This window comes from Roseibium album, from assembly GCF_965233825.1.
Taxonomy (GTDB): Bacteria; Pseudomonadota; Alphaproteobacteria; order Rhizobiales; family Stappiaceae; genus Roseibium; species Roseibium album.
The window spans coordinates 1038737-1061443 of sequence record NZ_OZ247583.1 but is presented as its reverse complement, the minus strand read 5'-3'; the positions used below and the strand labels follow the sequence as shown (position 1 = coordinate 1061443).

22 protein-coding genes are annotated in these 22707 nt (G+C 58.3%); 9 read left to right on the top strand and 13 right to left on the bottom strand.

What is annotated here, in order from left to right:
• Window positions 1-17: 17 nt before the first annotated feature.
• Genes hisH through hisB form a run of 3 tightly spaced genes read right to left on the bottom strand, consistent with a single transcriptional unit; the run spans window position 18 to window position 1788 of the window.
• Window positions 18-671 (bottom strand): imidazole glycerol phosphate synthase subunit HisH, encoded by a 654-nt coding sequence (hisH, locus tag ACO6TI_RS05020; protein ID WP_104703166.1) that lies wholly within the window; start codon window positions 669-671, stop codon window positions 18-20.
• Window positions 668-1180, bottom strand: a complete 513-nt coding sequence (locus ACO6TI_RS05015; protein ID WP_104703167.1) for a DUF2628 domain-containing protein — start codon at window positions 1178-1180, stop codon at window positions 668-670. The genes hisH and ACO6TI_RS05015 overlap by 4 nt, the downstream gene beginning before the upstream one ends.
• Before the next feature lie 14 nt (window positions 1181-1194).
• A complete protein-coding gene (hisB, locus tag ACO6TI_RS05010) occupies window positions 1195-1788 on the bottom strand; it encodes an imidazoleglycerol-phosphate dehydratase HisB (RefSeq protein WP_055115322.1) in 594 nt (197 codons plus the stop codon).
• Between the two features lie 126 nt (window positions 1789-1914).
• Here hisB and ACO6TI_RS05005 point away from each other — a divergent pair, with 126 nt between their 5' ends.
• From ACO6TI_RS05005 to pyrF, 3 genes are all read left to right on the top strand, one after another.
• The gene (locus ACO6TI_RS05005; RefSeq protein ID WP_422384469.1) at window positions 1915-2082 is read left to right on the top strand and encodes a hypothetical protein; all 168 of its coding nucleotides are present in this window, start codon (window positions 1915-1917) and stop codon (window positions 2080-2082) included.
• A gap of 22 nt (window positions 2083-2104) precedes the next feature.
• Window positions 2105-2953: an SDR family NAD(P)-dependent oxidoreductase gene (locus tag ACO6TI_RS05000; protein WP_422384468.1), complete on the top strand. Its 849-nt coding sequence runs from the start codon at window positions 2105-2107 to the stop codon at window positions 2951-2953.
• Between the two features lie 69 nt (window positions 2954-3022).
• The gene (gene pyrF / locus ACO6TI_RS04995; protein WP_422384467.1) at window positions 3023-3751 is read left to right on the top strand and encodes an orotidine-5'-phosphate decarboxylase; all 729 of its coding nucleotides are present in this window, start codon (window positions 3023-3025) and stop codon (window positions 3749-3751) included.
• Window positions 3752-3913: 162 nt separating this feature from the next.
• On the opposite strand, the gene ACO6TI_RS04990 is transcribed toward pyrF, so the two are convergent.
• Together ACO6TI_RS04990 and rocF are read right to left on the bottom strand one after the other, a co-directional pair.
• The gene (locus tag ACO6TI_RS04990; RefSeq protein WP_422384466.1) at window positions 3914-4999 is read right to left on the bottom strand and encodes an ornithine cyclodeaminase; all 1086 of its coding nucleotides are present in this window, start codon (window positions 4997-4999) and stop codon (window positions 3914-3916) included.
• A 115-nt stretch (window positions 5000-5114) separates the two neighbouring features.
• On the bottom strand, window positions 5115-6056 hold the full coding sequence (gene rocF, locus ACO6TI_RS04985; RefSeq protein ID WP_055115694.1) for an arginase: 942 nt from the start codon (window positions 6054-6056) through the stop codon (window positions 5115-5117).
• 126 nt (window positions 6057-6182) lie between these two features.
• Here rocF and ACO6TI_RS04980 point away from each other — a divergent pair, with 126 nt between their 5' ends.
• Both ACO6TI_RS04980 and ACO6TI_RS04975 read left to right on the top strand, forming a co-directional pair.
• Window positions 6183-6626: an Lrp/AsnC family transcriptional regulator gene (locus ACO6TI_RS04980; RefSeq protein WP_055115315.1), complete on the top strand. Its 444-nt coding sequence runs from the start codon at window positions 6183-6185 to the stop codon at window positions 6624-6626.
• Between the two features lie 81 nt (window positions 6627-6707).
• A complete protein-coding gene (locus ACO6TI_RS04975) occupies window positions 6708-7625 on the top strand; it encodes a methylated-DNA--[protein]-cysteine S-methyltransferase (RefSeq protein ID WP_108875735.1) in 918 nt (305 codons plus the stop codon).
• Between the two features lie 138 nt (window positions 7626-7763).
• On the opposite strand, the gene ACO6TI_RS04970 is transcribed toward ACO6TI_RS04975, so the two are convergent.
• From ACO6TI_RS04970 to ACO6TI_RS04950, 5 genes are all read right to left on the bottom strand, one after another.
• A complete protein-coding gene (locus tag ACO6TI_RS04970) occupies window positions 7764-9020 on the bottom strand; it encodes a hypothetical protein (RefSeq protein WP_108875796.1) in 1257 nt (418 codons plus the stop codon).
• 40 nt (window positions 9021-9060) lie between these two features.
• The gene (locus tag ACO6TI_RS04965; RefSeq protein ID WP_055115692.1) at window positions 9061-10377 is read right to left on the bottom strand and encodes a bifunctional folylpolyglutamate synthase/dihydrofolate synthase; all 1317 of its coding nucleotides are present in this window, start codon (window positions 10375-10377) and stop codon (window positions 9061-9063) included.
• A gap of 254 nt (window positions 10378-10631) precedes the next feature.
• Window positions 10632-11606: an acetyl-CoA carboxylase, carboxyltransferase subunit beta gene (accD, locus tag ACO6TI_RS04960; protein WP_055115310.1), complete on the bottom strand. Its 975-nt coding sequence runs from the start codon at window positions 11604-11606 to the stop codon at window positions 10632-10634.
• A gap of 82 nt (window positions 11607-11688) precedes the next feature.
• Entirely contained in the window at window positions 11689-12522 is an 834-nt protein-coding gene (gene trpA, locus ACO6TI_RS04955; protein ID WP_422384465.1) for a tryptophan synthase subunit alpha, read from the bottom strand.
• Between the two features lie 171 nt (window positions 12523-12693).
• Window positions 12694-12864, bottom strand: a complete 171-nt coding sequence (locus ACO6TI_RS04950) for a hypothetical protein (RefSeq protein ID WP_156958551.1) — start codon at window positions 12862-12864, stop codon at window positions 12694-12696.
• 255 nt (window positions 12865-13119) lie between these two features.
• On the opposite strand from ACO6TI_RS04950, the gene ACO6TI_RS04945 reads away from it, so the two are divergent.
• The gene (locus ACO6TI_RS04945) at window positions 13120-13356 is read left to right on the top strand and encodes a hypothetical protein (protein WP_108875732.1); all 237 of its coding nucleotides are present in this window, start codon (window positions 13120-13122) and stop codon (window positions 13354-13356) included.
• Window positions 13357-13392: 36 nt separating this feature from the next.
• On the opposite strand, the gene trpB is transcribed toward ACO6TI_RS04945, so the two are convergent.
• Together trpB and ACO6TI_RS04935 are read right to left on the bottom strand one after the other, a co-directional pair.
• Entirely contained in the window at window positions 13393-14598 is a 1206-nt protein-coding gene (trpB, locus tag ACO6TI_RS04940; protein WP_422385294.1) for a tryptophan synthase subunit beta, read from the bottom strand.
• Window positions 14599-14639: 41 nt separating this feature from the next.
• The gene (locus ACO6TI_RS04935) at window positions 14640-15284 is read right to left on the bottom strand and encodes a phosphoribosylanthranilate isomerase (protein WP_082442515.1); all 645 of its coding nucleotides are present in this window, start codon (window positions 15282-15284) and stop codon (window positions 14640-14642) included.
• 151 nt (window positions 15285-15435) lie between these two features.
• On the opposite strand from ACO6TI_RS04935, the gene ACO6TI_RS04930 reads away from it, so the two are divergent.
• Entirely contained in the window at window positions 15436-16212 is a 777-nt protein-coding gene (locus ACO6TI_RS04930) for an alpha/beta fold hydrolase (RefSeq protein WP_422384464.1), read from the top strand.
• An 81-nt stretch (window positions 16213-16293) separates the two neighbouring features.
• Here the strand turns inward: ACO6TI_RS04930 and ACO6TI_RS04925 are convergent, their stop codons facing one another.
• Window positions 16294-18576 (bottom strand): NADP-dependent malic enzyme, encoded by a 2283-nt coding sequence (locus ACO6TI_RS04925; protein WP_055115690.1) that lies wholly within the window; start codon window positions 18574-18576, stop codon window positions 16294-16296.
• 135 nt (window positions 18577-18711) lie between these two features.
• Between ACO6TI_RS04925 and mutS the strand changes: the two genes are divergently transcribed.
• Entirely contained in the window at window positions 18712-21432 is a 2721-nt protein-coding gene (gene mutS / locus ACO6TI_RS04920; protein ID WP_422384463.1) for a DNA mismatch repair protein MutS, read from the top strand.
• 127 nt (window positions 21433-21559) lie between these two features.
• Window positions 21560-22705 carry an MFS transporter gene (locus tag ACO6TI_RS04915; RefSeq protein ID WP_209004687.1) on the top strand — a complete coding sequence of 382 codons (1146 nt, stop codon included), beginning with the start codon at window positions 21560-21562 and terminating at the stop codon, window positions 22703-22705.
• Window positions 22706-22707 lie beyond the last annotated feature (2 nt).

Sequence of the window (22707 nt, the reverse complement as noted above, 5' to 3'; positions counted from 1 at the left end):
TTCTCCCAGGTTCGCTGTTACGGTGTCCAATCCAGGAAATTCGCGATCAGGCCAAGACCCAGTCGCTGACTTTTCTCAGGATGGAACTGAGTGCCGATCATGTTGTCCTTCGCCACCATCGCGGTGAATGTTCCGGCATACCCGAAGGTTGCCAGACGATCTTCATCGCGTGCGCAGGCAAAGTGATAGGAGTGCACAAAATAGGCGTGCAATCCATCGGGTCCGGTTTCCAGGCCCTTGAACACAGGATGACTCTCCTGCTCCGCATCAATCGTGTTCCAGCCCATATGCGGTATCTTGAGCGACGGATCCGCCGGCTTCATTTCCGATACGTCGCCTTCTACCCAGCCAAGCCCCTCGACCGTTTCGAATTCGAGGCCACGTTCGGCCATCAGCTGCATGCCGACACAGATGCCGAAAAACGGTTTGCCTTGCCGGCGGACGCATTCCTCAAGGGCTTCCGGCATGCCGTCGACCGCCCACAGGCCCCGTTTGCAATCGGCAAAGGCACCTACACCCGGAAGCACAATGCGGTCGGCCTTTCGTACCCGGTCAGGATCGGACGTAACGATCACGTCGGGTAGATGTGCATGGGCGCGAGCCGCGCGCTCGAATGCCTTTTCCGCCGAGCGCAGATTGCCCGAACCGTAGTCGATAATTGCAATTGTCATTGACGGGTCTCCGGACCGAGGGTCAGACCTACCACACGCTCGCTGCCAACCCGCGGGACGATCGGAGCCCGAACCGGGCGCGGCTTCGGCTCTTCCGGTTCTTCCGGCTTGTCAGCCGACGCCATCAGGGAGGCTTCCTTGTTCAGAAATCGAAGTTCGGCTTCGCCCGGATTTGCTGCGTCCACGATGCCGATCATGCGCCAGCCCTTGCGCTCCAGCGACCAGCGGCGCAATGCCTGTGCCTCGAATCCGAACAGGAGCGAAATCGTCAGGGCCGCGACCCCGGCCGCTTCACCGCCGAGCGCGCCCGACAGCAGTTCTATCGCGAGGGTAAGGGCAAGATAGCCAAGCAGCACAAGCCACATGCGATGCACGAGCATCCAGATGATTGCAAAGATAAAGGCCAGAAAGGAAAACCGGTCCGGGACGAACAGCAACCGGTCGCTCTCACGCGGATCACCGGCCAGATCCCCGAACTCCGGCGGTGCCATGACAACATACGTACTCATATTCCAATCGGTCCTTAGCCGCCTAGCTGGCCCTTTGTGGTCGGAACCCGGTCCGCCTGACGCGGATCGATCTCGATGGCCTTGCGCATAGCCCGCGCGACGGCCTTGAAGCAGGTCTCCGCTATATGGTGGCAATTGGAGCCGTAAAGATTGGCGATATGAAGGGTGATCCCTGCATTCATGGCGAATGCGCGGAAAAATTCCTCGAAGAGTTCGGTGTCGAGGTCGCCAACCTTGTCCCGGTCGAAGGTGACGTCCCAGACCAGAAACGGCCGGCCGGAGACGTCTAGCGCGCAGCGGGTCAGCGCTTCGTCCATCGCAAGGTGGGTATCTGCGTAGCGGGTGATGCCCGCCATGTCACCCAACGCCTTGGAAATCGCCTGGCCAAGTGCAATGCCGGTGTCTTCGACCGTATGATGAAAGTCGATATGCGTGTCGCCCTCGGCGCGGATTTTCATGTCTATCAGCGAATGGCGCGACAATTGTTCCAGCATATGATCGAAAAAACCGACACCGGTCTGGACGTCATAGTTGCCCGTTCCATCGAGATCGATCTCGACCGAAATGCGGGTTTCCCTGGTGTCGCGCGATACATTCGCTGTTCGCATAAGATGCTGCCCTTGCTGAAACTGACAAACCGGCGGTGTTGTAGCAGCCTGAACCGTCTAATGAAATAGGCACTTGCCGGGCTTTATGGTGAACTCCGGATCGCACCAGGCCTTACCGACGCGTCAATGTCAGGAAATTGGCGCTATCCGCATGTCATTTGGGCCGCGGCCACCAATGGAATGGATACCTTGCGCGGCCTGACAAGGTCGGACGCAGAAGAGTTTCTCGACAACCAAAGGAAATTCGACGACGCTACCTTCATTGGCGACCAGACGGCGCAACTCGGTCTCTAGACCGTTCCAGGGGGCAGTTTTCATGTATCAAAAAGCAGTGGCTGAAGGTGGTCTTGCAGTTGTGACCGGAGCCGCAAGCGGTGTCGGTCTTGCGGCCGCCCTTCGATTTGCCGACGCGGGTCTCGGTGTCCTTCTCGCCGACCTGCCAGGTGATCACCTGGATGCTGCGGTGGAGGAGGTGCGCAAGATTGCCGGGCCCAATGTGACCGTTCTTGCCGTGCCTACCGACGTCAGCGACAAGGTTCAAGTCGAACACCTTGCAGACATCGCGTTTCAGACGGGACAGGTCGCCGTCCTGATGAACAATGCCGGAATCAGCGTGCCTTCCGGCACCTGGGAGAATTTCGATGCCTGGACACGGATGATGGACGTCAACTTCTTTGGTGTTCTCAGAGGTGTCCAGTCTTTTACGCAACGAATGATCGATGCCGGACGTCCAGCCGTCATCATCAACACGGGTTCCAAACAGGGAATCACAACTCCACCCGGAAACCCGGGCTACAACGTGACTAAGGCAGCCGTGAAGGTGCTCAGCGAACAGCTTGCACATGAGTTGCGGGAAGCGGGTGCGCCGATTTCCATACATCTGTTCGTACCGGGCTTCACCTACACCGGCATGATTGCATCATGGCTTCCCGAAAAGCCGGCTTCGGCGTGGACCAGCGACCAGACTGTCGACTATTTCATCGACCGGATGTCGAATGGAGAGTTCTATATCCTTTGTCCGGACAATGATGTCGACAGCGTGCGGGACAAACGCCGGGCCGAATGGGCAATCGGCGATATCATCGAAAACCGGCCACCCTTGTCCCGCTGGCATCCGGACTACAAGGAGGCCTTCGCGGAATTCGAGAAAACCGGAAAGTCGTAGTCTGGTCATTCGGCAACCGGAATGTTATGGACGGGGCGCTTTCCCAATATCCTGAAAGGAGCCCGCTCCATGCCGACCAGCCTGTTCGCCCCGAACACCGCGCTTGACCGATTGATGCTGCCTGTCGACGTCCCCACACTCAAGGAAGCGGAAACGCTTGTCAGTCGAACCGAAGGCAAGGTCGGCGTCTACAAGATCGGCATGGAATTGCAGTTTGCCGGCGGGCTCGAGTTTGCGCGGGACCTGGCTGCGGACGGCAAGAAGATCTTTCTCGACGTCAAGCTTCACGACATCGACAACACGATTACCAAGGCTGTCCGCAATGTTGCCAAGATGGGCGTGGCCTTCATGACGTTGCATGGCTATCCGAAGACCATGCGCGCAGCTGTTCGTGGACTGATGGAAGAAGGCAATCCCGAACTCTGCCTGCTCGGTGTAACGGTACTGACGTCCATGGATGAAGAAGATCTGGTGGCCGCCGGTTACCGGGGGCCTTTGGCAGATGTGGTCGAGGCCCGCACTCGGGACGCGCGCGAAGCGGGGATGGGTGGCATTGTCTGCGCGGCAACGGAAGCCTCGAACATGCGTTCGATCCTTGGCGATGACCTGGTGATAGTCACGCCCGGTATCCGCCCGGCGGGCAGCGCTGCGGGAGACCAGCGCCGTGTCATGACGCCGGAAGACGCCATCCGGGCCGGCAGCGATTATCTGGTGGTCGGACGGCCGATCAGCCAGGCCGGAGACCCCGGCTCCGCCGCGGATGCAGTCGTCGCGGAGATCGAAGCAGCACTGGGCTAAACGGAAATTCACCGGGCGAGACCAAGTCTCCATTCGTTTGTGCAGGAGACAGGAGTATCCGGTCCCGCGCCATGAATTCCCACCGTGCAGAAAGCGCGCGCACAAAAGAAAAAAGCCACCGCAGTCGCGGTGGCCAGTCTGGTTTTCGCGGTCTTTTTGATCTCATGCCGCTTGATTGTCGTCGACCGCACCTGAGCGCAACACCATGCCGTAGAGGTCGCGCGGATCGTCAGGATCCGCCAGCAGGTCGAGCTTTTCGAAATGTCCCGTTCTTGGAAGAAGATCACGGATGTAGCGGAGCGCGGCAAAATCCTCGATGGCGAAGCCGACACTGTCGAACAGCGTGATCTGATCATCCGAAGTACGGCCCGGCGCCTTGCCTGCATAGACCTGCCAGAGTTCGGTTACCGGGTGATCTTCCTGCAGCTGCTGCAGTTCGCCTTCGATTCTGGTCTGCTCGGGCAACTCGACAAAAATGTCCGACCGCAGAAGGATGTCCTTGTGCAGCTCCGTCTTGCCCGGGCAATCGCCGCCGATTGCATTGATATGGATACCTGAGCCAACCATGTTGTCTGTCAGGATCGTGGCATATTTCTTGTCCGCCGTGACCGTTGTGACGACCTGTGCTCCTTCGATGGCATCTTCCGGCGTCTTGCAGATGGTGACATTCAGGCCGGAATCGGCAAGGTTCCGCGCAAGACGAATGCTGGCCTCCGGATCAATGTCGTAGGCGCGGATCTCCGTAATGCCGAGCATTTCCTTGAAAGCAAGGCTCTGGAAGTCGGATTGGGCACCGTTGCCGATGATCGCCATGGTCGTCGATCCCGCCGGTGCCAGGTACTTGGCCGCCAATGCCGAGGTTGCAGCTGTACGCAGGGCGGTCAGTATCGTCATCTCGGTGAAGAGAACCGGGTATCCGGTGGACAGTTCCGACAGAACTCCGAAACCGGTCACGGTCTGCAGCCCTTCACGGACGTTCTGCGGATGACCGTTGACGTATTTGAAGCCGAAGGTTTCACCGTCACTGGTGGGCATCAGCTCGATTACGCCCTGGGGCGCGTGCGCCGGGATACGTGGCTTCTTGTCGAAACTTTCCCAGCGCAGAAAATCCTGCTCGATGTATTCGGCGATGCCGACTATCGCCTTTTCCACGCCAATGGTGCGAATGTTGCGCATCATGTCGTCGACGCTGACAAAGGGAACAAAGGCCAGTTCCGACGGCTTCGGATTGTGGTTTGCGGCAATCATCTTATCTTTTCCTCCAGATCAACGGATTTGCAACCGGAACCGGTTGAACATCAAAAAGTTGATCGATTCCAAAGTGATAGAGCATCCTTGTGTGTTCTTCCGAACGCAGGATGCTCTAGAAGCTTCGTGTCGGCCGATCAAAGACACGGCGCCCGAACAGGCTGCCCGTCAGGTCAACCATCAAGCGGGCGGTCTTGCCTCGGTCATCCAGAAACGGATTGAGTTCGACAAGATCGAGAGACGTCACAAGACCACTGTCATGAAGCATCTCCATGACCAGATGCGCCTCGCGGAATGTTGCACCGCCCGGAACAGTGGTTCCGACCGCCGGTGCGATCTCGGGATCCAGAAAATCCACATCGAGGCTGACGTGAAGAAGACCGTTCGCCGCGCGGACCCGATCCAGAAACGGTTTCAGCGACGACGCAATGCCGTCCTCGTCGACGCGGCGCATGTCACTGACGCCGACGCCGTGGCTGAGCAGCATTTCGCGCTCGGCTGCATCGATCGACCGGACACCAAGAATTTCCACGTTCCCCGGGCACACCGTGTGCTCCAGCGGAGCGCCGAGCAACTCATCGAAACCCGGAAGGCCGCAGGCAAAGGCCAGGGGAGTCCCATGCAAGTTGCCGCTGTCGGTGCTGTCGAGCGTGTGAAAATCGGAGTGGGCATCCAACCAGAGAACGAATAACGGACGATCAAGTTCCGCTGCTGCCCGCGCCTGGCCGGAAACGGTACCGGCCGCCATCGCGTGATCCCCGCCCAGATAGATGGGAAGCACCGACTGCAAACCGAGTTCCCAGGACTTTGCATGAAGTGCGCGGGTCCAACCGGCATAGGACCGGAAGTTTTTCAGAACAGGATTGGGGGAGGCGACCTCAAAGGCCTTCGACGGCGTCAGGTTGCCATGATCGGCGACCACGTGGCCCAGCGCCTCGAGTTGTTCCAGCAGGCCTGCGGTCCGGATCGCGTCCGGGCCCATCAGGCAGCCCTTCTGGCCTGCTCCGTCGTCAACAGGCGCCCCGACCAGCACTATCTGTTTCCTGGACACGATCACTTTGTCCTCCAAATGCCTCAATCCCAGAATTGTGCGGATACGGAGCGGCGGAGTAAATCCCGTGACTTGCGCAAAAGAGCAGCAGAACTTATCATATTGGAAAGCGAAACTAACCAAGTTGATAAAATGGATGATCTGGATCTTCGATTAATTTCTCTGTTGCGACATGATGGGCGACGATCCGTGTCCGATTTGGCAGGTGATCTGAAAGTGTCTCGGGCAACGGTCCGCGCACGCATGGAAAAGCTGCAGGTTACCGGAGAGATTCTGGGATTTACGGCCGTTCTGCGCGACGACTGGCGTGATCTGCCAATCAGGGCGATAACCCTTCTGGTGGTTGCCGGTCACAACACGGATCCTGTTATCCGGTCCTTGAGCGCCATGACAGAGGTCCGGGCAATCCATTCGACAAACGGCAAATGGGATCTTGTCCTGGATGTTGCGACAAGAGATCTCGCTGCCTTCGACGATGCACTCAACCGCATTCGCCTGATCGAGGGCATTACCGGATCGGAGACCAATCTGCTCCTGAACACCCGCAAGGGCCCAGCCGTTCTGCCCAGCCAATAGGCCGGCCCTCGCAAAACGGGTCGCGCTTCCTTGCTCCGTCACCTAAAATCGCTTCTAAATTGATCAAGCGACGAGTTTGAAATGACCAAGGCAATCGATCTTTCCAGCCTCACCCCCGGACCCGAACCGATTTCCGTAGGCGAAGAGGCGGCCGAAAACTATGCCGTCGTCCGGCAGACCCTGAAGAGGATCACCGAGGACTGGCGCGAGCAGCCGACGCTCGAACAACTGGCAAAGGAAGCAAGGCTTCAGCCCATCCAGCTGCAGAGAGTGTTTTCGCGCTGGGCGGGGCTGACGCCAAAGCAGTTTCTGCAGGCCATCACGCTGGACCATGCCAAGGCGCTCCTGCGGGACTCCGCGAGCGTTCTGGATGCGTCCTACGAAGTCGGTCTGTCCGGCTCGTCCCGCCTGCACGATCTTTTCATCACCCATGAAGCCATGACGCCTGGCGACTACCGGGCTCGCGGCGAAGGCCTCCAGATTGTCTATGGCTTTCACCCGTCTCCTTTCGGCCAGGTGCTGATCCTGGCAACGGACAAGGGACTTGCAGGTCTCGGGTTTGCGGATCCGGGCGAAGAGCAGAGCGCCCTGGAGGACATGTGCGAGCGCTGGCCGGCGGCAATCTATTCCCATGATCAGGACGCCACTTCTTCATATGCACAACGCGTGTTCGATCCCGACAAATGGTGTGAAGATCAGCCGCTCAACGTGGTCATGATCGGGACGGATTTCGAAATCAGGGTGTGGCAGACCCTGCTGAAGATTCCGATGGGTCAGGCAACCACCTATTCCGATGTTGCCGCCTCGATCGGAAACCCCAAGGCTTCGCGCGCTGTCGGATCAGCAGTCGGGCGCAATCCGATTTCCTTCGTGGTGCCGTGTCACCGGGTCCTGGCCAAAGGCGGTCAGATCGGAGGTTACCACTGGGGCCTCACCCGCAAACGCGCCATCCTCGGTTGGGAATCCGGATTGTCCGGGCCGGTACTGGAGTGTGTTTGAGAGGACAAAAGACATTTCAAAGTCTCAGGGAATTGGTTGCCATCCCGGTTTGGCGTCTTTCGCCAAAACCGGGATCCAGTTCCCAAGGCCTGCCTTTGCCGGATCCCCGTCTTCACCTGAATGACAAAGCGAACGTGTCTAGTGCACCGGCCCTTCCGGCATCGGGTAATTGCCGGTGATTTCCCAGCCGAATGCGGTGAGCCGTTCGGCAGCCATGGGCGTCAGGTCACCGGTGATCAGGAAATCGACCCCCGTAGGCGGGAACGGCAAGCCGGCCATGCCTTCGTGCATCGAAGAGAAGGTTTGTGCAACGGTCTGGGTCCAGGCGACCATGTCGAGTGGCAGGACGACAGCGGCAAGTCCGTCTTTACGAATTGCGACCGGGATACCGTTGAGTTCCCTGATCTGGCCAAGTCCGGAGATTGTCCGGTTGTAGGTTTCGAGGAGCACGACCCGGCGGAGCTGAAAATACGCGATGTCACGGCTTTCCGCGTCGGCTGCCTTGGCAGCGATCAAGTCCAGATCCTGCACGGTCGGCATGGCCTGCAGCTGATAGGCAATGACTGCCTTTTCCGAGGCCGTGTAGAATGGATTTTTCGCGATCCGGGATATCGTTTGCTCCGCAACGCCGGCGGCGCGCAAAGTTCCTGCTGTCCGCTCCGCAAGCTCTGCCGGCGTGCTGTCGACGATCAATGTGCGGAAATTGTCCGCCTGGCGCGCGGCAGACACAATCATCCCGCCGGGCAAAAGGGCGGTAATTGCGGTCACTGTCCAGTTTCCAGCGGTGGTCACGCTCGCTGTTTCATTGAGCTTCTTCGACAGAGGCGCGTAGAAGGTGTAGGGGTCCGCTCCCAGTTCAACCGCCAGTTCCCGTTCGGCGCGGGCCTGCCCGGTGATCGATTTGGCCAGTTCAGCCGGTGAACCGCCTTTCCCGGAGACCGCCGCTTCGACGCCCTTGGTCAACCTGCCGAACATGCGGCCAACACCGGATACCGTGCTTTTCGCGGTGCCGACCGGGTCAGTGACAGTGCTTTCGACAAAATCGACCGGTTTCATCGCGGCCTGTTTGAGGCCGTCCACGAAGCTTGCATCGTTCTTGAGGCTTTCGAGCGCGATCAGGACCCTGATCTCCGAAAGCCGGAGTTTCAGAAGGCCGTCGCCCTCTATCTGTTCAACACCCTGATCGGTCTGCAACTGATAGATACGCAGGAAACCATCACTGCGCACTGGCGACAGGACCGCATAGCCCGGACCATTTTCCTTGCCCTCGAGCACAACTGCCGGATCCTGTTCGGGCGGCGTTTCGTACTGCTCTGACAATGACAGCGCGGGGGCACCGGTGAGTAGCACGCCGAGCAGAAGAGCAGTTGCTCCAGCAGAAAATTTGAAAGACATATGCATCCCAACAGGCCTCCATGGGGGTCCCGGTGATACATCAGTCCGGAGCTGTTCCGTTCCGTGCCAAGGCTTCACCGGCAAGATAGAGCGAACCGCAGATCAGGATCCTGGGCGGCTCGCCATCCTTTTCGGCACAGGCTGCCACATCTGCCAGCGCCGCGTCCAGTGAAGGAAACGGTGTTGCTTCCAATCCGGCACAGCGTGCAAGGTCCGCAAGGTCTTCCGGTGATCTGGCGGTCGTGGTCGTGGATATCGGCACGGTCCCGACATGACGCACAAGGCCATGAAACGGGAGGAAATACCCGACGGGATCCTTGGTCGTCAGCATGCCCGCGACAAGATAGAGCGGCCGAGGTGATCGTTCTTCCTGTTCGCCCATGAACTGCGCGACCGATACGCCCGCACCGGGGTTGTGACCGCCGTCGATCCAGACCTCTGCGCCTTCCGGACACAAATCCAGCAGATATCCGTGCATGACCGGCTGCAGCCGTCCAGGCCAGTTCACCGACTTCAAGCCTTCGGTAATCGTGGTTTCGTCCGGCAGCAAGCCAGCCGCCTTGAGTGCGGCAATCGCGAGGCCGGCGTTGGCAAACTGGTGACCTCCGCCCAGCACCGGAAGCGGCAGGTCGATCAGCCCGTCGTCGTCCTGAAACGCCATACGGCCCTGATCGTGTTGTGCGACAAAATCCTGTCCAAAGACCTTGAGAGCAGCGCGTTTCCGCGCCGCCTGGCGGACAATTGCGGGAAACGCTTCTTCCGGCTGCGCGGCGGAGACCACAGGAACACCTTGCTTGATGATACCCGCCTTTTCCGCTGCGATCACCGCAAGATCGTCACCGAGAAACTTCTCGTGGTCCATGGAAACGGGTGTGATGACCGTCACGACAGGTTGATCGATGACATTTGTCGCATCAAGGCGCCCGCCAAGACCGACCTCCAGAAGCAGAATATCCGCCGGGTGTTCGGCGAAAATCAGCAAAGCCGCCGCCGTGGTGATTTCGAAGAAGGTGATTTCCTCACCGGCATTGGCTTCTTCACATCGATGAAGCGCGTCGTATAGCACAGGATCGGTAACGAAGCTGCCGTCCGTTCCAAGCCGGATGCGCTCATTGAAGGATACAAGGTGCGGCGAGGTATAGACATGGCAGCGTTTACCGGAGGCTTCGAGGATCGCGCGCATGGTCGCCGTCACCGATCCCTTGCCATTGGTGCCGGCAACATGGACAACCGGAGGAAGCCGGTTTTCAGGATTGCCCAGCGCTGCCAGCAGCCGGTGCATGCGTCCCAGGGAGAGATCAATCTCCTTTGGATGCAGTGCAAGCAATCTGTCCAGGATTTTCGTTATCTGATCCAAGGCGCCCTCCGAAGGGTCCTCTGTCCCGTGTTTCGCTTCCGCATCCGTCTGCCTCTTGAAAGACGAAAAGATGCGCTGTCTCCTCGAAGCCAGCCGGCTTCGGAACATCCAGTCCAGACAGACTGGGTGTTCCTTGATCCAATTACGCGTTTAGGGGATGGCCAGCCGCTTGACAAGCGAACCGGGCGGAATTGTCGGGATATGCCGCTTTCGCGACATTTTCGGGAAAATCCAGCGGGAAAACTGTCCGACTATCAGCTCGCCGGTTCCGCTTCCTTGGCGTCCTTGTCATCGGATTCGGCTTCTTCGGCCGGGTCTTCGGCGATGGATTCGTCTTCAACTTCTTCTGTCACGGGCGCTTCAAGCTTCGGCAGCTCAACTTCGCGCTTCAGCAGAATGCCGCATATCCGGGCGATCGTTTCCTTCAGCTCCAGCCGCGGAACAACCATGTCGATCATGCCGTGATCGAGCAGATATTCAGCCGTCTGGAAATCCTCGGGCAACTTTTCGCGAACTGTCTGTTCGATGACGCGCCGTCCGGCGAAGCCAATTTGCGCACCCGGTTCGGCAATATGGACGTCGCCCAGCATCGCATAGGATGCGGATACGCCCCCGGTGGTCGGATTGGTCAGGACAACAATATAGGGCAGTCCGGCCTCGCGCAGCATCTGAACGCCAACCGTTGTGCGCGGCATCTGCATCAGGGACAGAATGCCTTCCTGCATGCGGGCACCGCCGGAGGCCGCGAACATGATGAAAGGCGTCTTGTCTTCCACCGCTTTCATCATGCCTGCAAGAATGGCTTCCCCGGCTGCCATGCCCAGCGACCCTGCAACGAAGTCAAAGTTCTGCACGGCAATGGTCATGTCCATGCCGTTGACTTTGCCCTGGGCAACCAGAATGGCTTCTTCCTCGCCGGACTTCGCGCGCGCTTCCTTCAGCCGATCCGTGTATCGCTTGGAGTCCCTGAACTTGTGGGGATCCGCCTGAACTTCGGGTGTCTTGACGTCTGAATAGTTGCCGTCATCGAAAAAGGTTTCGACACGCTTGCGCGCAGGCATGCGCATGTGATGGCCGGAATTGGGTACCACCCAGAGATTGGCCTCCAGATCGCGATGGAACACCATCTCACCGGTTTCCGGATCCTTGATCCAGAGATTTTCCGGAACTTCGCGCTTTTTCCAAAGGTCGCGGATCTTGGGGCGTACGATAGAGTTGATCCAGTTCACGTCAAACGCGTCCGTTTACTCGAGTAATGACTAGGCGGAGATATGGGGTCCACCTGAAATCGTTCAATTCAAACAACCCGGTTCAGTTCGAACGGGCTCTTGCGCAGCCGGAAGCCAGATCCCGGACAAGAGCCGAAACCGCATTGACGGTCCTGTCTGTTGCCTTGCCTGCCTCGTCCAGGCTGTCACGAATGGCATTCACGAGAACCGAACCGACGACGACCCCGTCGGCATCCTTGCCGATGACTGCCGCCTGGTCAGCCGTCTTCACGCCAAAACCGACAGCGACAGGCAGATCCGTGTGGCTCTTGATGCGGTTGACCGCCTGGGTCACGCGTCCCGTGTCTGCGATATTGGCGCCGGTGATACCGGTGACTGAAACGTAATAAACGAATCCGGAGGTATTGGCCAGAACAGCAGGCAACCGCTTGTCGTCGGTGGTGGGAGTGGCGAGGCGGATAAAATTCAGTCCCGCCTCCAGCGCCGGAATGCAAAGCTCGTCGTCTGCCTCGGCAGGGATGTCGACAATGATGAAGCCATCAACGCCTGCATCCCGGGCAATTTTCACGAATTTCTCCGGATCGCGGACATAGATCGGATTGTAGTAACCCATCAAAATGATCGGGGTATCGTCATCCTGTTCCCGGAACCTGCGCACCATTTGCAGGGTCTTGTCCATGGTATGGCCTGCGGCAAGCGCGCGCTGGTTGCCAAGCTGGATCGGGATTCCTTCTGCCATTGGATCGGAGAACGGCATGCCCAGTTCGATAACGTCGGCACCGGCTTCGGGGAGCGCGTTCAGGACCGCCTGGGATGTTTCCAGATCGGGATCGCCCGCAGTGATGAAGGTGACCAAGGCAGGCCTGCCTGCATCGGCACAGGCCTTAAAGCGGCGATCGATACGCGTTTCCGTCATGCAGCTTCACCCTTGCCGCGCATTGCGCGGCCCCGTTACTCAGTTTGAACCCAGTGCGATGTAGGGGAGCGGGCAAGCGGATGTCAATCAAGAACGTACCAATCCGGCAAGATGCCCGATCGACAACTGTCCTTCCAGCGACAACCCGGGCGTCCGGACAGGTTCCTTGAACTAGAGCTGATTGAAGTGCTTGTTGAATGCGTAGCTGGAGATCTGGGTGCGATCCAGGCCAAGCCGGGCAAGTTCTTGAGTGTTCATCCGGTTCAGGCGTTCAAACTCGTTCGCAACGCGGCGAGCTGAGCGGATGTCACGGACAAAACCTGTCAGAAGATCGAAGTTCATCTCAATTTTCCTTCCTGTTGACCAGACGGAACTTCTTTCCGTCCTTGTCCGGCCTCCAAGATAGTCATTGCTGCACTGCAAACAACCGACAGGATTGCATTGCAGCAATGCTGTTCTGGAATATCTGTCTGCCTGATTGATCAAATCTGCCGTGAAAACTGCATGGCTCGTTGGGCAAAAATGCAGAATTGGCGGTTTAAAAGTGCACAAGGTGCGCCTATATTGATTCCCGCACAATCAAGAAAGGAGCTGCAAGTGGCCCATTCGCTTTTCGAACCTGCGCCCAGACCGTTGCATGAATTGATCTGGCGGCGTGTCAGGAGTTTGAACATTACCGCTTCACAGAGGGATACAGAAAACAGGCAACCGGACGACGGAACCGATCCGGCCTTGCTGAAACAGGCAGCGAACCTGGATGCGCGCGGCAGACAGGATCTGCTTGAAGCATTGCTGAGGCAAAAGCCGATCAGAAAAAAAGCCGCGCGTCCCTGACGCACGGCTTTTGAATGCAATTCTGCAGGCGAACAGCTACATGTCGAAGCCCAGCATCTGGCCAACCGCGAAAACATCCTTGTCACCGCGTCCACACAGGTTCATCACCAGGATCTGGTCCTTGTCCATCTGTGGCGCCAGCTTGACGACATGGGCAAGCGCATGGGCAGGTTCGAGTGCCGGAATTATGCCCTCGACGCGGGTCAACATCTGGAAAGCGTCCAGCGCCTCATCATCCATGACAGGAACATATTCCACACGGCCAATCTCCTTGAGCCAGGAATGTTCCGGACCGATGCCGGGATAATCCAGGCCTGCCGAAATCGAGTGACCTTCAAAGATCTGCCCGTCATCGTCCTGCAGAAGATAGGTGCGGTTCCCATGCAAGACACCCGGCTTGCCGGCCGTCAGTGATGCGCAATGCTCCTCGCCGGAGAGACCACGCCCGCCTGCCTCGACACCGTAGATCCTGACATCAGCCTCATCGAGGAACGGATGGAACAGTCCGATCGCGTTGGAGCCGCCACCGACCGCAGCAACCAGCGCGTCAGGAAGACGGCCTTCGGCTTCCATCATCTGTTCCCGCAATTCCTTGCCGATCACAGACTGGAAGTCGCGGACCATTTCCGGATAGGGGTGCGGGCCGGCTGCCGTTCCGATCAGATAATACGTATCCTCGACATTCGTCACCCAGTCACGCAATGCCTCGTTCATGGCATCCTTGAGCGTGCCGGCACCGGCAGTCACGGGAACGATTTCGGCACCCAACAGCTTCATGCGAAAGACGTTCGGCTTTTGACGCTCGACATCGGTGGCACCCATGTAGACCACGCAAGGCAAGCCGAAACGGGCACAGACGGTTGCCGTGGCCACACCGTGCTGTCCCGCGCCGGTTTCAGCGATGATGCGGGTCTTGCCCATGCGTTTGGCAAGCAGGATCTGGCCGAGACAGTTGTTGATCTTGTGCGATCCGGTATGGTTCAACTCGTCGCGCTTGAAATAAATTTTTGCGCCGCCGAGTTCTTCCGTCAGCCGTTCTGCAAAATACAGCGGTGAGGGCCTGCCCGTGTAGTGGGTGTTCAGCGTCTCGATCTCGGCATGAAATGCCGGATCGTTCTTGGCATTTTCGTACTGCTGTTCCAGATCAAGAATCAACGGCATCAGCGTCTCGGCGACATAACGGCCGCCGAATATTCCGAAATGCCCGCGATCATCCGGACCTGTCCGGATACTGTTCGCCATATCGTTCACGCGTTTACTCCTTAAACCGGCAAGTCCGGAAATCAGGCGCTTTTGGCCGCCGCCACAAAAGCGCGAATTCGTTCACTGTCCTTGACGCCCTTGTCCCGCTCGACACCGGAAGATACATCAACCGCCTTCACGCCGCTTTGCCGAATAGCATCGCCTACGTTCGCCGGATCCAGGCCTCCTGAAAGCAGGAAAGGCTTTTCCAGGTCAAGATCTTTCAGGAGTGTCCAGTCATAGGACACACCATTGCCGCCAGGTAGCTCCGAGTCCTTGGGTGGCTTGGCATCAAACAGGATCCAATCCGCTACAATAGAGTAGTACCGGGCGCGTTCCAGATCTTCCCGTTCGCCAACCGACAGGGCCTTCATGACCTTGGTGCCCTGCATCACCTTTGCCGCGGCAAGCGCTTCCGGCGCTTCCGAGCCGTGAAACTGGATCATATCCGGGTTTACGAGCTCCCTGATCCGCGACAATCCGTCCGGGTCCATATTCACGGTTACCGCCACGATCTCTGCTTTGCCGCGCGCCATATCCGCCAACTTGCAGGCCTTGCTCAACGAGACATGGCGGGGGCTTTTCGGAAAAAACATCAGCCCGACCATGTCCGCCCCGGCATCGAGCGCGGCTTCCATGGTTTCTTCTGTCGACAGACCGCAGATTTTGACTTGAATATCAGACATGGGATCGAGGTATCGCCGGTGCGGAAGAGTTTGTCAAAAGGGGATTTCCGGCTTATTGCGTCGACCCGGTGCCAAGTCAGGCGCAAACATCCCGATCAACCAGGTGGCAATTATCCGTAATTCCGCATTTCAGAGCTTGAAGGCAAATTGAATGCTTCACTACCGCCACTCCGGATCGAACGAGCAGAAGTCGATCGTTCTTCTCCACGCAGCGGGGTTCGACGGGCGAATCTGGACACGGTCCGCAGAACTTCTTTCCGGGTTCAATTGCATATGTCCGGACTTACCAGGTCACGGAAAATCGGAAGGCGTACCCTTCACCGATTTTGACGATGCCAGTGACCGGGTTGCCGAGTTGATCGAAAGCCTTGATCCCAAGCCCGTTCATCTCGCCGGACTGTCCTTGGGCTCTTATGTCGGCTTCCGGCTGTTGGTTCGCCATCCACATCTCGTGGAAAGTGCGATCTTCAGCGGTTTTCAACACAATCCTATTCCGGCCTCGGTGTTTATCCGAGCGATCATGCATGCTTCGACCTGGATGATGAACTCCAAGAGGAACCGCGAGAAGATGGCCCGATCCATGGGCGTATCGGATACAAAGCTGATCAGCCAGGCTTCCGGACGCTCGAATGCATCTTCCAGAACGATGCGGAAAATCGGATCTCTGGCGCTCGATTTCGATGCATCGCCGGAGCTTTCGCACGTTGCAACACGAACCCTGGTGGTCGCAGGCGAAAAGGAGCATCCGGCCATTCTCGCTTCACTGTCGGCATTTCAGGCTGCCATGCCGAATTGCACTTCCCGGCTCGTCCCCGGCCTGGGACACGGCTGGATCGCAAACGACAATGAACTCTTTGCCGAAACACTGCGTGCCTGGACAGAACAGCACTCTTTACCGGACAGACTGGCCGAGATTACTCAAGGCTGACTGACCTGTCACGCACATGCATCCTGTCATCCCCGCACCGGCGGGGATGATCTTTTCGTAAATGACTTGCCGATAAGCGAGTCAGGACACGTTGAACGCCGCAATTGCCGCCATGTTGACGATGTCGCTGTCCTTGGCTCCGATCGGCAGGATCTGAATCGACTTGTCGAAGCCGGTCAGAAGTGGGCCGATGACGGTGGCCCCACCCAGTTCCTGGAGCATCTTTGTGGAAATCGAAGCGGAGTGGAACGCCGGCATGACCAGGACGTTCGCCGGACCTGAAAGACGGCAGAACGGGTAAGCAGCCATCCGGTCCATGTTCAGGGCGACGTCGGCAGCCATGTCCCCGTCATATTCGAAATCCACCCGCCGGCGGTCGAGGATCTTGACCGCCTCGATGACTTTTTCAGACCGCTCCCCGCGCGGATGACCGAAGGTGGAATAGGCCAGCATTGCGATACGCGGCTCATAGCCGAGCTTGCGCGCGACATGGGCAGCTTCTTCCGCGATGTCGGCGAGTTCTTCCGAATTCGGCATATCGATCACCGCCGTGTCGGCGATCAGAACGGTTTTGCCCCGGACAAGAGCCAACGACACGCCGATGACCCGGTGCCCGGGTTTCGGATCGATGGTTGCCTTGACCGTATCGAGCGCGACCGAATAGTTCCGCGTAAGACCGGTCACCATGGCATCAGCGTCTCCGCGGGCCACCATGATGGCCCCCCAGTAATTCCGGTCGTTGTTGACCATGCGCTGGCAATCGCGCAGCAGGTAACCCTTGCGCTGAAGGCGGCCATAAAGATATTGCGCATAGTCCTCATTCCGATCCGAGAGACGGGCATTCTGGATGGAAACACCGGGGCGATCGATATCGACACCCGCCTGATCAGCCATGGAATTGATCTCGTCCTCCCGGCCGATGAGAATCGCTTCGCCAAGACCCTGCGAAGCGAATGCGACAGCCGCACGGATGACCGGCTCTTCCTCACCTTCGGCGAAGACGACGCGCTTGGGCTGCTGGCGGACCTTGGTGAAAATCCGCTGCAACGTTCCGGCAATCGGATCGCGCCGGGCCGAAAGCTGGTGCTTGTAGGCCTCCATGTCGACGATCGGGCGTCTGGCGACGCCTGAATCCATTGCGGCCTGTGCGACGGCTGGCGGGATGGCGTGGATCAACCGGGGATCGAACGGAACGGGGATGATATATTCCGGACCGAATTTCGGACGGTTGCCGCGATAGGCGGCAGCCACCTCGTCGGGCACTTCCTCGCGCGCAAGCTCCGCCAATGCGTGAGCGCATGCAACTTTCATCTCGTCGTTGATTGTTGTCGCGTGAACGTCGAGCGCGCCGCGGAATATATAGGGAAACCCGAGCACATTGTTGACCTGGTTCGGATAGTCGGACCGGCCGGTGGCAACAATTGCATCATCACGAACGGCCGCGGCATCCTCCGGCGTGATTTCCGGGTCCGGATTGGCCATCGCAAAGATAATCGGGTTTGGCGCCATGACGCGCAGCATGTCCGATGTCAGAGCGCCCTTGACCGAAACACCCAGGAAAACATCCGCACCCTTCATTGCATCATACAGTGACCGGTCGGACGTCTCGATCGCATGAGCCGATTTCCATTGGTTCATACCCTCGGCACGGCCCTTGTAGATAACACCCTTGGTATCGCATAGCGTGACGTTGTCATGGGGAACTCCCATTGCCTTGACAAGTTCGATACAGGCAATGCCTGCCGCCCCGGCGCCGTTGCACACGACCTTCGTTGTCTTCAGGTCTCTCCCCGTGAGGTGCAGCGCATTAAAAAGTCCCGCCGCCGCGATGATCGCCGTACCGTGCTGATCGTCGTGAAAGACCGGAATATCCATCAATTCGCGCAAACGCTGCTCGATGATGAAACAGTCGGGCGCCTTGATGTCTTCCAGATTGATGCCACCGAAAGAGGGACCGAGGTAGCGCACGGAATTGATGAACTCCTCAACGTCCTGGGTCTCGACTTCAAGATCTATTGAATCCACGTCGGCGAAACGTTTGAACAGAACCGCCTTGCCTTCCATCACGGGTTTGGAGGCGAGCGCGCCAAGATTGCCCAGGCCCAGAATGGCGGAACCGTTGGAGATCACGGCAACCAGATTGCCCTTGGTGGTGTAGTCATATGCCCGGCTTGGATCATCCGCTATCGCCAAGACAGGTACCGCCACACCTGGCGAATAGGCCAGTGACAGATCGCGCTGCGTGGCCATCGGCTTGGTCGGTGTGACCTCGAGCTTGCCGGGCCGGCCCTGTTGGTGAAACTGAAGAGCTTCCTGATCCGTAAAGCTGACACTGGTTTTTGGCGAAGTCTTATCGGTGGACATGGCGCGGGTGTTTCCTCCTGGTCGCACTTCTTATCGAGGCGGGACACCGACCTTATCCCCTGGAAAATGAAGCCTCAAGCCAAGAAGGCATAACCCTTTTGTGGAATGGCGGGCGAGGTTTGGTACGTATTTGTCATGAGTGGACAGAACGCGCAGAAAACAGCCCCGGCCGATCAAAAAGTGACGCCGATGATGGCCCAGTATATCGAGATAAAGACCGCCAATCCGGACAGTCTCCTGTTCTACCGGATGGGTGATTTCTACGAGCTGTTTTTCGAAGACGCGGAAATTGCCTCACAATCGCTCGGCATCACGCTCACCAAGCGCGGCAAACACCAGGGAGACGACATCCCGATGTGCGGCGTGCCCGTGCATACGGCCGACGACTATCTGCAGAAACTGATTGCCAAGGGACACCGGGTTTCGGTTTGCGAACAGACCGAGGATCCTGCGGAAGCAAGGAAACGCGGCTCCAAATCCGTCGTGCGCCGTGACGTGGTCCGGCTGGTGACGCCCGGAACTCTGACCGAAGAACGCCTTCTGGACGCCGGCACCAACAATTACCTGATGGCGCTGACCCGCCTCAAAGGCGGTTCGCTATCGGGTGATGCCGTCTTCGGGCTTGCCTGGATCGACATGTCCACCGGTTCGTTTCAGCTGTCTGAAACCGATCAGCAAAGACTGGCCGCCGATCTGGCGCAAGTGTCACCCCGCGAACTGATCCTTGCCGACTCGCTGCTGCAGGAAAGCGACCTCCGGCTCGTCGCCGAACAGTCCGGCGGTTCCCTGTCACCCGTCCCGCGCGCCTTTTTCGACAGTTCGACGGCCAGCGACCGGCTGGCCCATTATTTTGGCGTGAAAACCCTTGACGGCTTCGGCACATTCAGCCGGGCGGAACTGTCGGCAGCCGCCGGAATATTGTCCTATATCGAACGCACGCAACTGGGCGAACGCCCACCGCTCGATCCCCCAATGCGCGAGGCGGGCGCCGGACGCATGCTGATCGATCCGGCGACCCGCGCCAATCTCGAACTGGCCCGCACGCTTTCCGGCGAAAGGCAAGGGTCACTGCTGGCCACTATAGACCGGACCGTGACCGGAGGCGGCTCCCGTCTGCTGGCGAGCCGCCTCGCCGGGCCGCTGGTCAATGTCGACGCCATTCATCACCGGCACGATTCGGTTGCGTTTTTCCTCACCAATGAAATCAAGCGTGAAGGATTGCGCCAGACGTTAAAAGGCGCGCCAGACATGGCTCGCGCGCTTTCCAGGATTGCCCTCAACCGCGGAGGACCACGCGATATTCTCAGTGTCGCACAGGGTCTCGCTGCCGCGCGCGCCGTACTCGACCAGACCCGGAATGGAGATATTCCGGCAGAAATTGCCGCTGCCCGTGCGAGCCTGGAACAGGCACCACATGAACTGGGCACGCAACTTGTCGCCGCGATCAAGGAAGAACCGCCTCTTCTGAAACGGGATGGTGGCTTTGTTGCAACCGGATACAATTCCGATCTCGACGAACTGCGTTCGCTGCGTGACGAAAGCCGCAAGGTGATTGCCAAACTGCAGGCGGAATACTCGGAAGAACTCGGCCTCAGATCCCTGAAGATCAAGCACAACAACGTGCTTGGCTGGTTCATCGAGGCTCCAACCGCCCAAACGGAAAAGCTGACCGCCGATCCGGCAAGGTTCATTCACCGGCAGACAATGGCGGGTGCCATGCGGTTCACAACCACGGAACTGGCCGATCTTGAATCCAAGATTGCCAGCGCCGGCGAACGGGCACTGGCCATAGAACTGGAAATCTTCGATCAGCTTGGTCAGGCGATCATCGAGACAGGTGATGCAATCAAGGCGGCGGCCCATGGTCTGAGCATTCTGGATGTGTCCGCAGCGCTGGCAAAACTCGCGCAGGAGGAAAACTATTCCAGGCCCGTGATCGACGACAGCCGGGCTTTCGAAATCAAGGGTGGTCGTCACCCGGTCGTCGAGCTGGCGCTCAGGAAAACCGGTGGGGAGAGTTTTGTCGCGAATGATGCCAACCTCGGACCGGATGCGTCGGAGGAAATTGGCCATATCTGGCTCATCACCGGCCCCAACATGGCAGGTAAGTCGACCTTCCTGCGGCAAAACGCGCTGATTGCCGTCCTTGCCCAGATGGGGTCCTTCGTTCCCGCACTTGAAGCCCATATCGGCGTGGTGGACCGGCTATTTTCGCGTGTCGGAGCCGCCGACGACCTGGCACGTGGCCGCTCCACCTTCATGGTCGAAATGGTCGAGACCGCCGCCATTCTCAATCAGGCAGGCGACCGATCACTGGTCATTCTGGATGAAATCGGCCGCGGCACGGCAACATTCGATGGTTTGTCGATCGCCTGGGCGACGATCGAACACCTGCACGAAGTCAACAAGTCCCGGGCGCTCTTTGCGACGCACTATCACGAATTGACGGCACTTTCGGCCAAGCTCGATCGGCTTTCAAACGCCACCGTATCCGTCAAGGAATGGAACGGCGACGTCATTTTTCTTCATGAAATCGTCCCCGGGGCAGCCGACCGGTCCTATGGTATCCAGGTCGCCAAGCTCGCAGGTCTTCCTGCAATGGTCGTCGAGCGTTCGAAGCAGGTTCTCGGCCAACTCGAGGAACAGGACCGGCGCTCGCCCGCGGAAAGCCTGATCGACGAGTTACCGCTTTTTGCCAATATCACAACAAAGCCTCCCGGCGGCGCCGCCGATCCGGCAAAACCGAACCCTGTCAGCGAAGCCCTGACGGAACTTGCTCCCGACGACATGACACCAAGGGAAGCCCTTGAAGCGTTGTACCAGCTCAAGACGCTTCAGGCGGGTGGTGACGGCTGATTGCGCTTTTTACGTGACCTGACCGGAAAGTCGGATTAGGTTGACACCGCTTCCAAAGCCTCCTCTTAAAGCGGCCATTCCGATCATGTTTTCTTCTGCGCAGCTCCCGCGACAGGTGCTGTTGATAATGCTGCTGCAGTTCACCAAAAGCCTTGGTGCATCTGCGCTCATACCGCTGATGAGCTTTTTCATCGTCGAGGGGCTCGGGTCGAAGCCATGGCAGGTGGGGCTCTATACCGGGCTGGTGATGCCGCTCACCCTGGTTGCCAACCGATGGGCTGGCGAGCGGCTGGATCACGGTTTTCTGGTAAAACGGTTGCTGCTCATCTCCATCTGCGCGTTCATTGTCCTGACAGCATTGCTGACACAGGTTTCAAGCCTCCTGATGCTGGTGCTGCTCGTCGCGCCGCTGATGGGTCTGGCGAACATGGGATCGGGCACGATTTTCACCTATGGCCGCATCTACGCCGAACGCAACGATCTGGATGTCGCGCGGATCAATTCATGGCTTCGCATGACCGTATCCCTTGCCTGGATGATCGGACCCGCGGCCTCCTTTACCCTGGTTGCCCAATACGGCTTCTCGGTCACCTTTTTCTGCGCGTTTGTCGTCGGCCTTATATTCCTGGTGCTTGCGTGGCTATCGATACCGGCCGATTTCAGATCGAACACCAAGCCGAAAGTCAAAAGTAAGGACGAGCCCGTCAACTGGGGCCTTCTGATCGCCGGGCTGACATGTCTCGGCTTCGTCGTCACCAACACGCTGTTCGTTTCCGCCATGCCGCTGTTTTTCGTTCAGGAAACCGGCCTTCCCGGATCCACGCCCGGACTGTCCCTATCGGTCAAATGCCTGGTGGAAGTGTTCGTGATCTTCGGGTCCGTGCGCCTGGCCGAACGCATCGGTATCCGTCAGGTTCTTGTGCTTGCCTCGATTCTTGCCGCGACAAGCATGCTGCTGTTCACCCAGGTCACCGAACTCTGGCATGTAATTGCCGTTTCCGTGATGGAAGGTGTCTATTACGGCCTGTTTGCCGGCGTTTCGATCAGCTTCGTGCAAAGTTTCGCGCCAGACCGCCCCGGTCGGGCAACCGCCATTTACATGAACAGCCTGTTTCTGGGTGGCATGATCGGCAGTGTTTCCATGGGCATCATTGCAAGTGCGACCGACTTCAAGACGGTGCTCTATGTCGCCGCCTGCTCCTCTGTCGTTGCACTCATCGTGCTGATGGCAACATTGCGAATTCAACCCGGTACAGCCCAGGAGACTACCTGAGG

Excerpts from the sequence above, each read along its gene's own strand:
- ACO6TI_RS04990 (WP_422384466.1), bottom strand. The coding sequence starts at position 4,999 with ATGATTGCCGCAAACCACAATCCGAAGCCGTCGGAACTGGCCTTTGTT.
- ACO6TI_RS04915 (WP_209004687.1), top strand. The coding sequence starts at position 21,560 with ATGCTGCTGCAGTTCACCAAAAGCCTTGGTGCATCTGCGCTCATACCG.
- ACO6TI_RS04975 (WP_108875735.1), top strand. The coding sequence starts at position 6,708 with ATGACCAAGGCAATCGATCTTTCCAGCCTCACCCCCGGACCCGAACCG.
- hisH (WP_104703166.1), bottom strand. The coding sequence starts at position 671 with ATGACAATTGCAATTATCGACTACGGTTCGGGCAATCTGCGCTCGGCG.
- pyrF (WP_422384467.1), top strand. The coding sequence starts at position 3,023 with ATGCCGACCAGCCTGTTCGCCCCGAACACCGCGCTTGACCGATTGATG.
- ACO6TI_RS04935 (WP_082442515.1), bottom strand. The coding sequence starts at position 15,284 with ATGTCTGATATTCAAGTCAAAATCTGCGGTCTGTCGACAGAAGAAACC.
- hisB (WP_055115322.1), bottom strand. The coding sequence starts at position 1,788 with ATGCGAACAGCGAATGTATCGCGCGACACCAGGGAAACCCGCATTTCG.
- ACO6TI_RS04925 (WP_055115690.1), bottom strand. The coding sequence starts at position 18,576 with ATGTCCACCGATAAGACTTCGCCAAAAACCAGTGTCAGCTTTACGGAT.
- ACO6TI_RS05000 (WP_422384468.1), top strand. The coding sequence starts at position 2,105 with ATGTATCAAAAAGCAGTGGCTGAAGGTGGTCTTGCAGTTGTGACCGGA.
- trpA (WP_422384465.1), bottom strand. The coding sequence starts at position 12,522 with ATGACGGAAACGCGTATCGATCGCCGCTTTAAGGCCTGTGCCGATGCA.
- ACO6TI_RS05005 (WP_422384469.1), top strand. The coding sequence starts at position 1,915 with ATGTCAGGAAATTGGCGCTATCCGCATGTCATTTGGGCCGCGGCCACC.
- mutS (WP_422384463.1), top strand. The coding sequence starts at position 18,712 with ATGAGTGGACAGAACGCGCAGAAAACAGCCCCGGCCGATCAAAAAGTG.
- ACO6TI_RS04980 (WP_055115315.1), top strand. The coding sequence starts at position 6,183 with ATGGATGATCTGGATCTTCGATTAATTTCTCTGTTGCGACATGATGGG.
- ACO6TI_RS05015 (WP_104703167.1), bottom strand. The coding sequence starts at position 1,180 with ATGAGTACGTATGTTGTCATGGCACCGCCGGAGTTCGGGGATCTGGCC.
- ACO6TI_RS04930 (WP_422384464.1), top strand. The coding sequence starts at position 15,436 with ATGCTTCACTACCGCCACTCCGGATCGAACGAGCAGAAGTCGATCGTT.
- ACO6TI_RS04950 (WP_156958551.1), bottom strand. The coding sequence starts at position 12,864 with ATGAACTTCGATCTTCTGACAGGTTTTGTCCGTGACATCCGCTCAGCT.
- trpB (WP_422385294.1), bottom strand. The coding sequence starts at position 14,598 with ATGGCGAACAGTATCCGGACAGGTCCGGATGATCGCGGGCATTTCGGA.
- ACO6TI_RS04970 (WP_108875796.1), bottom strand. The coding sequence starts at position 9,020 with ATGTCTTTCAAATTTTCTGCTGGAGCAACTGCTCTTCTGCTCGGCGTG.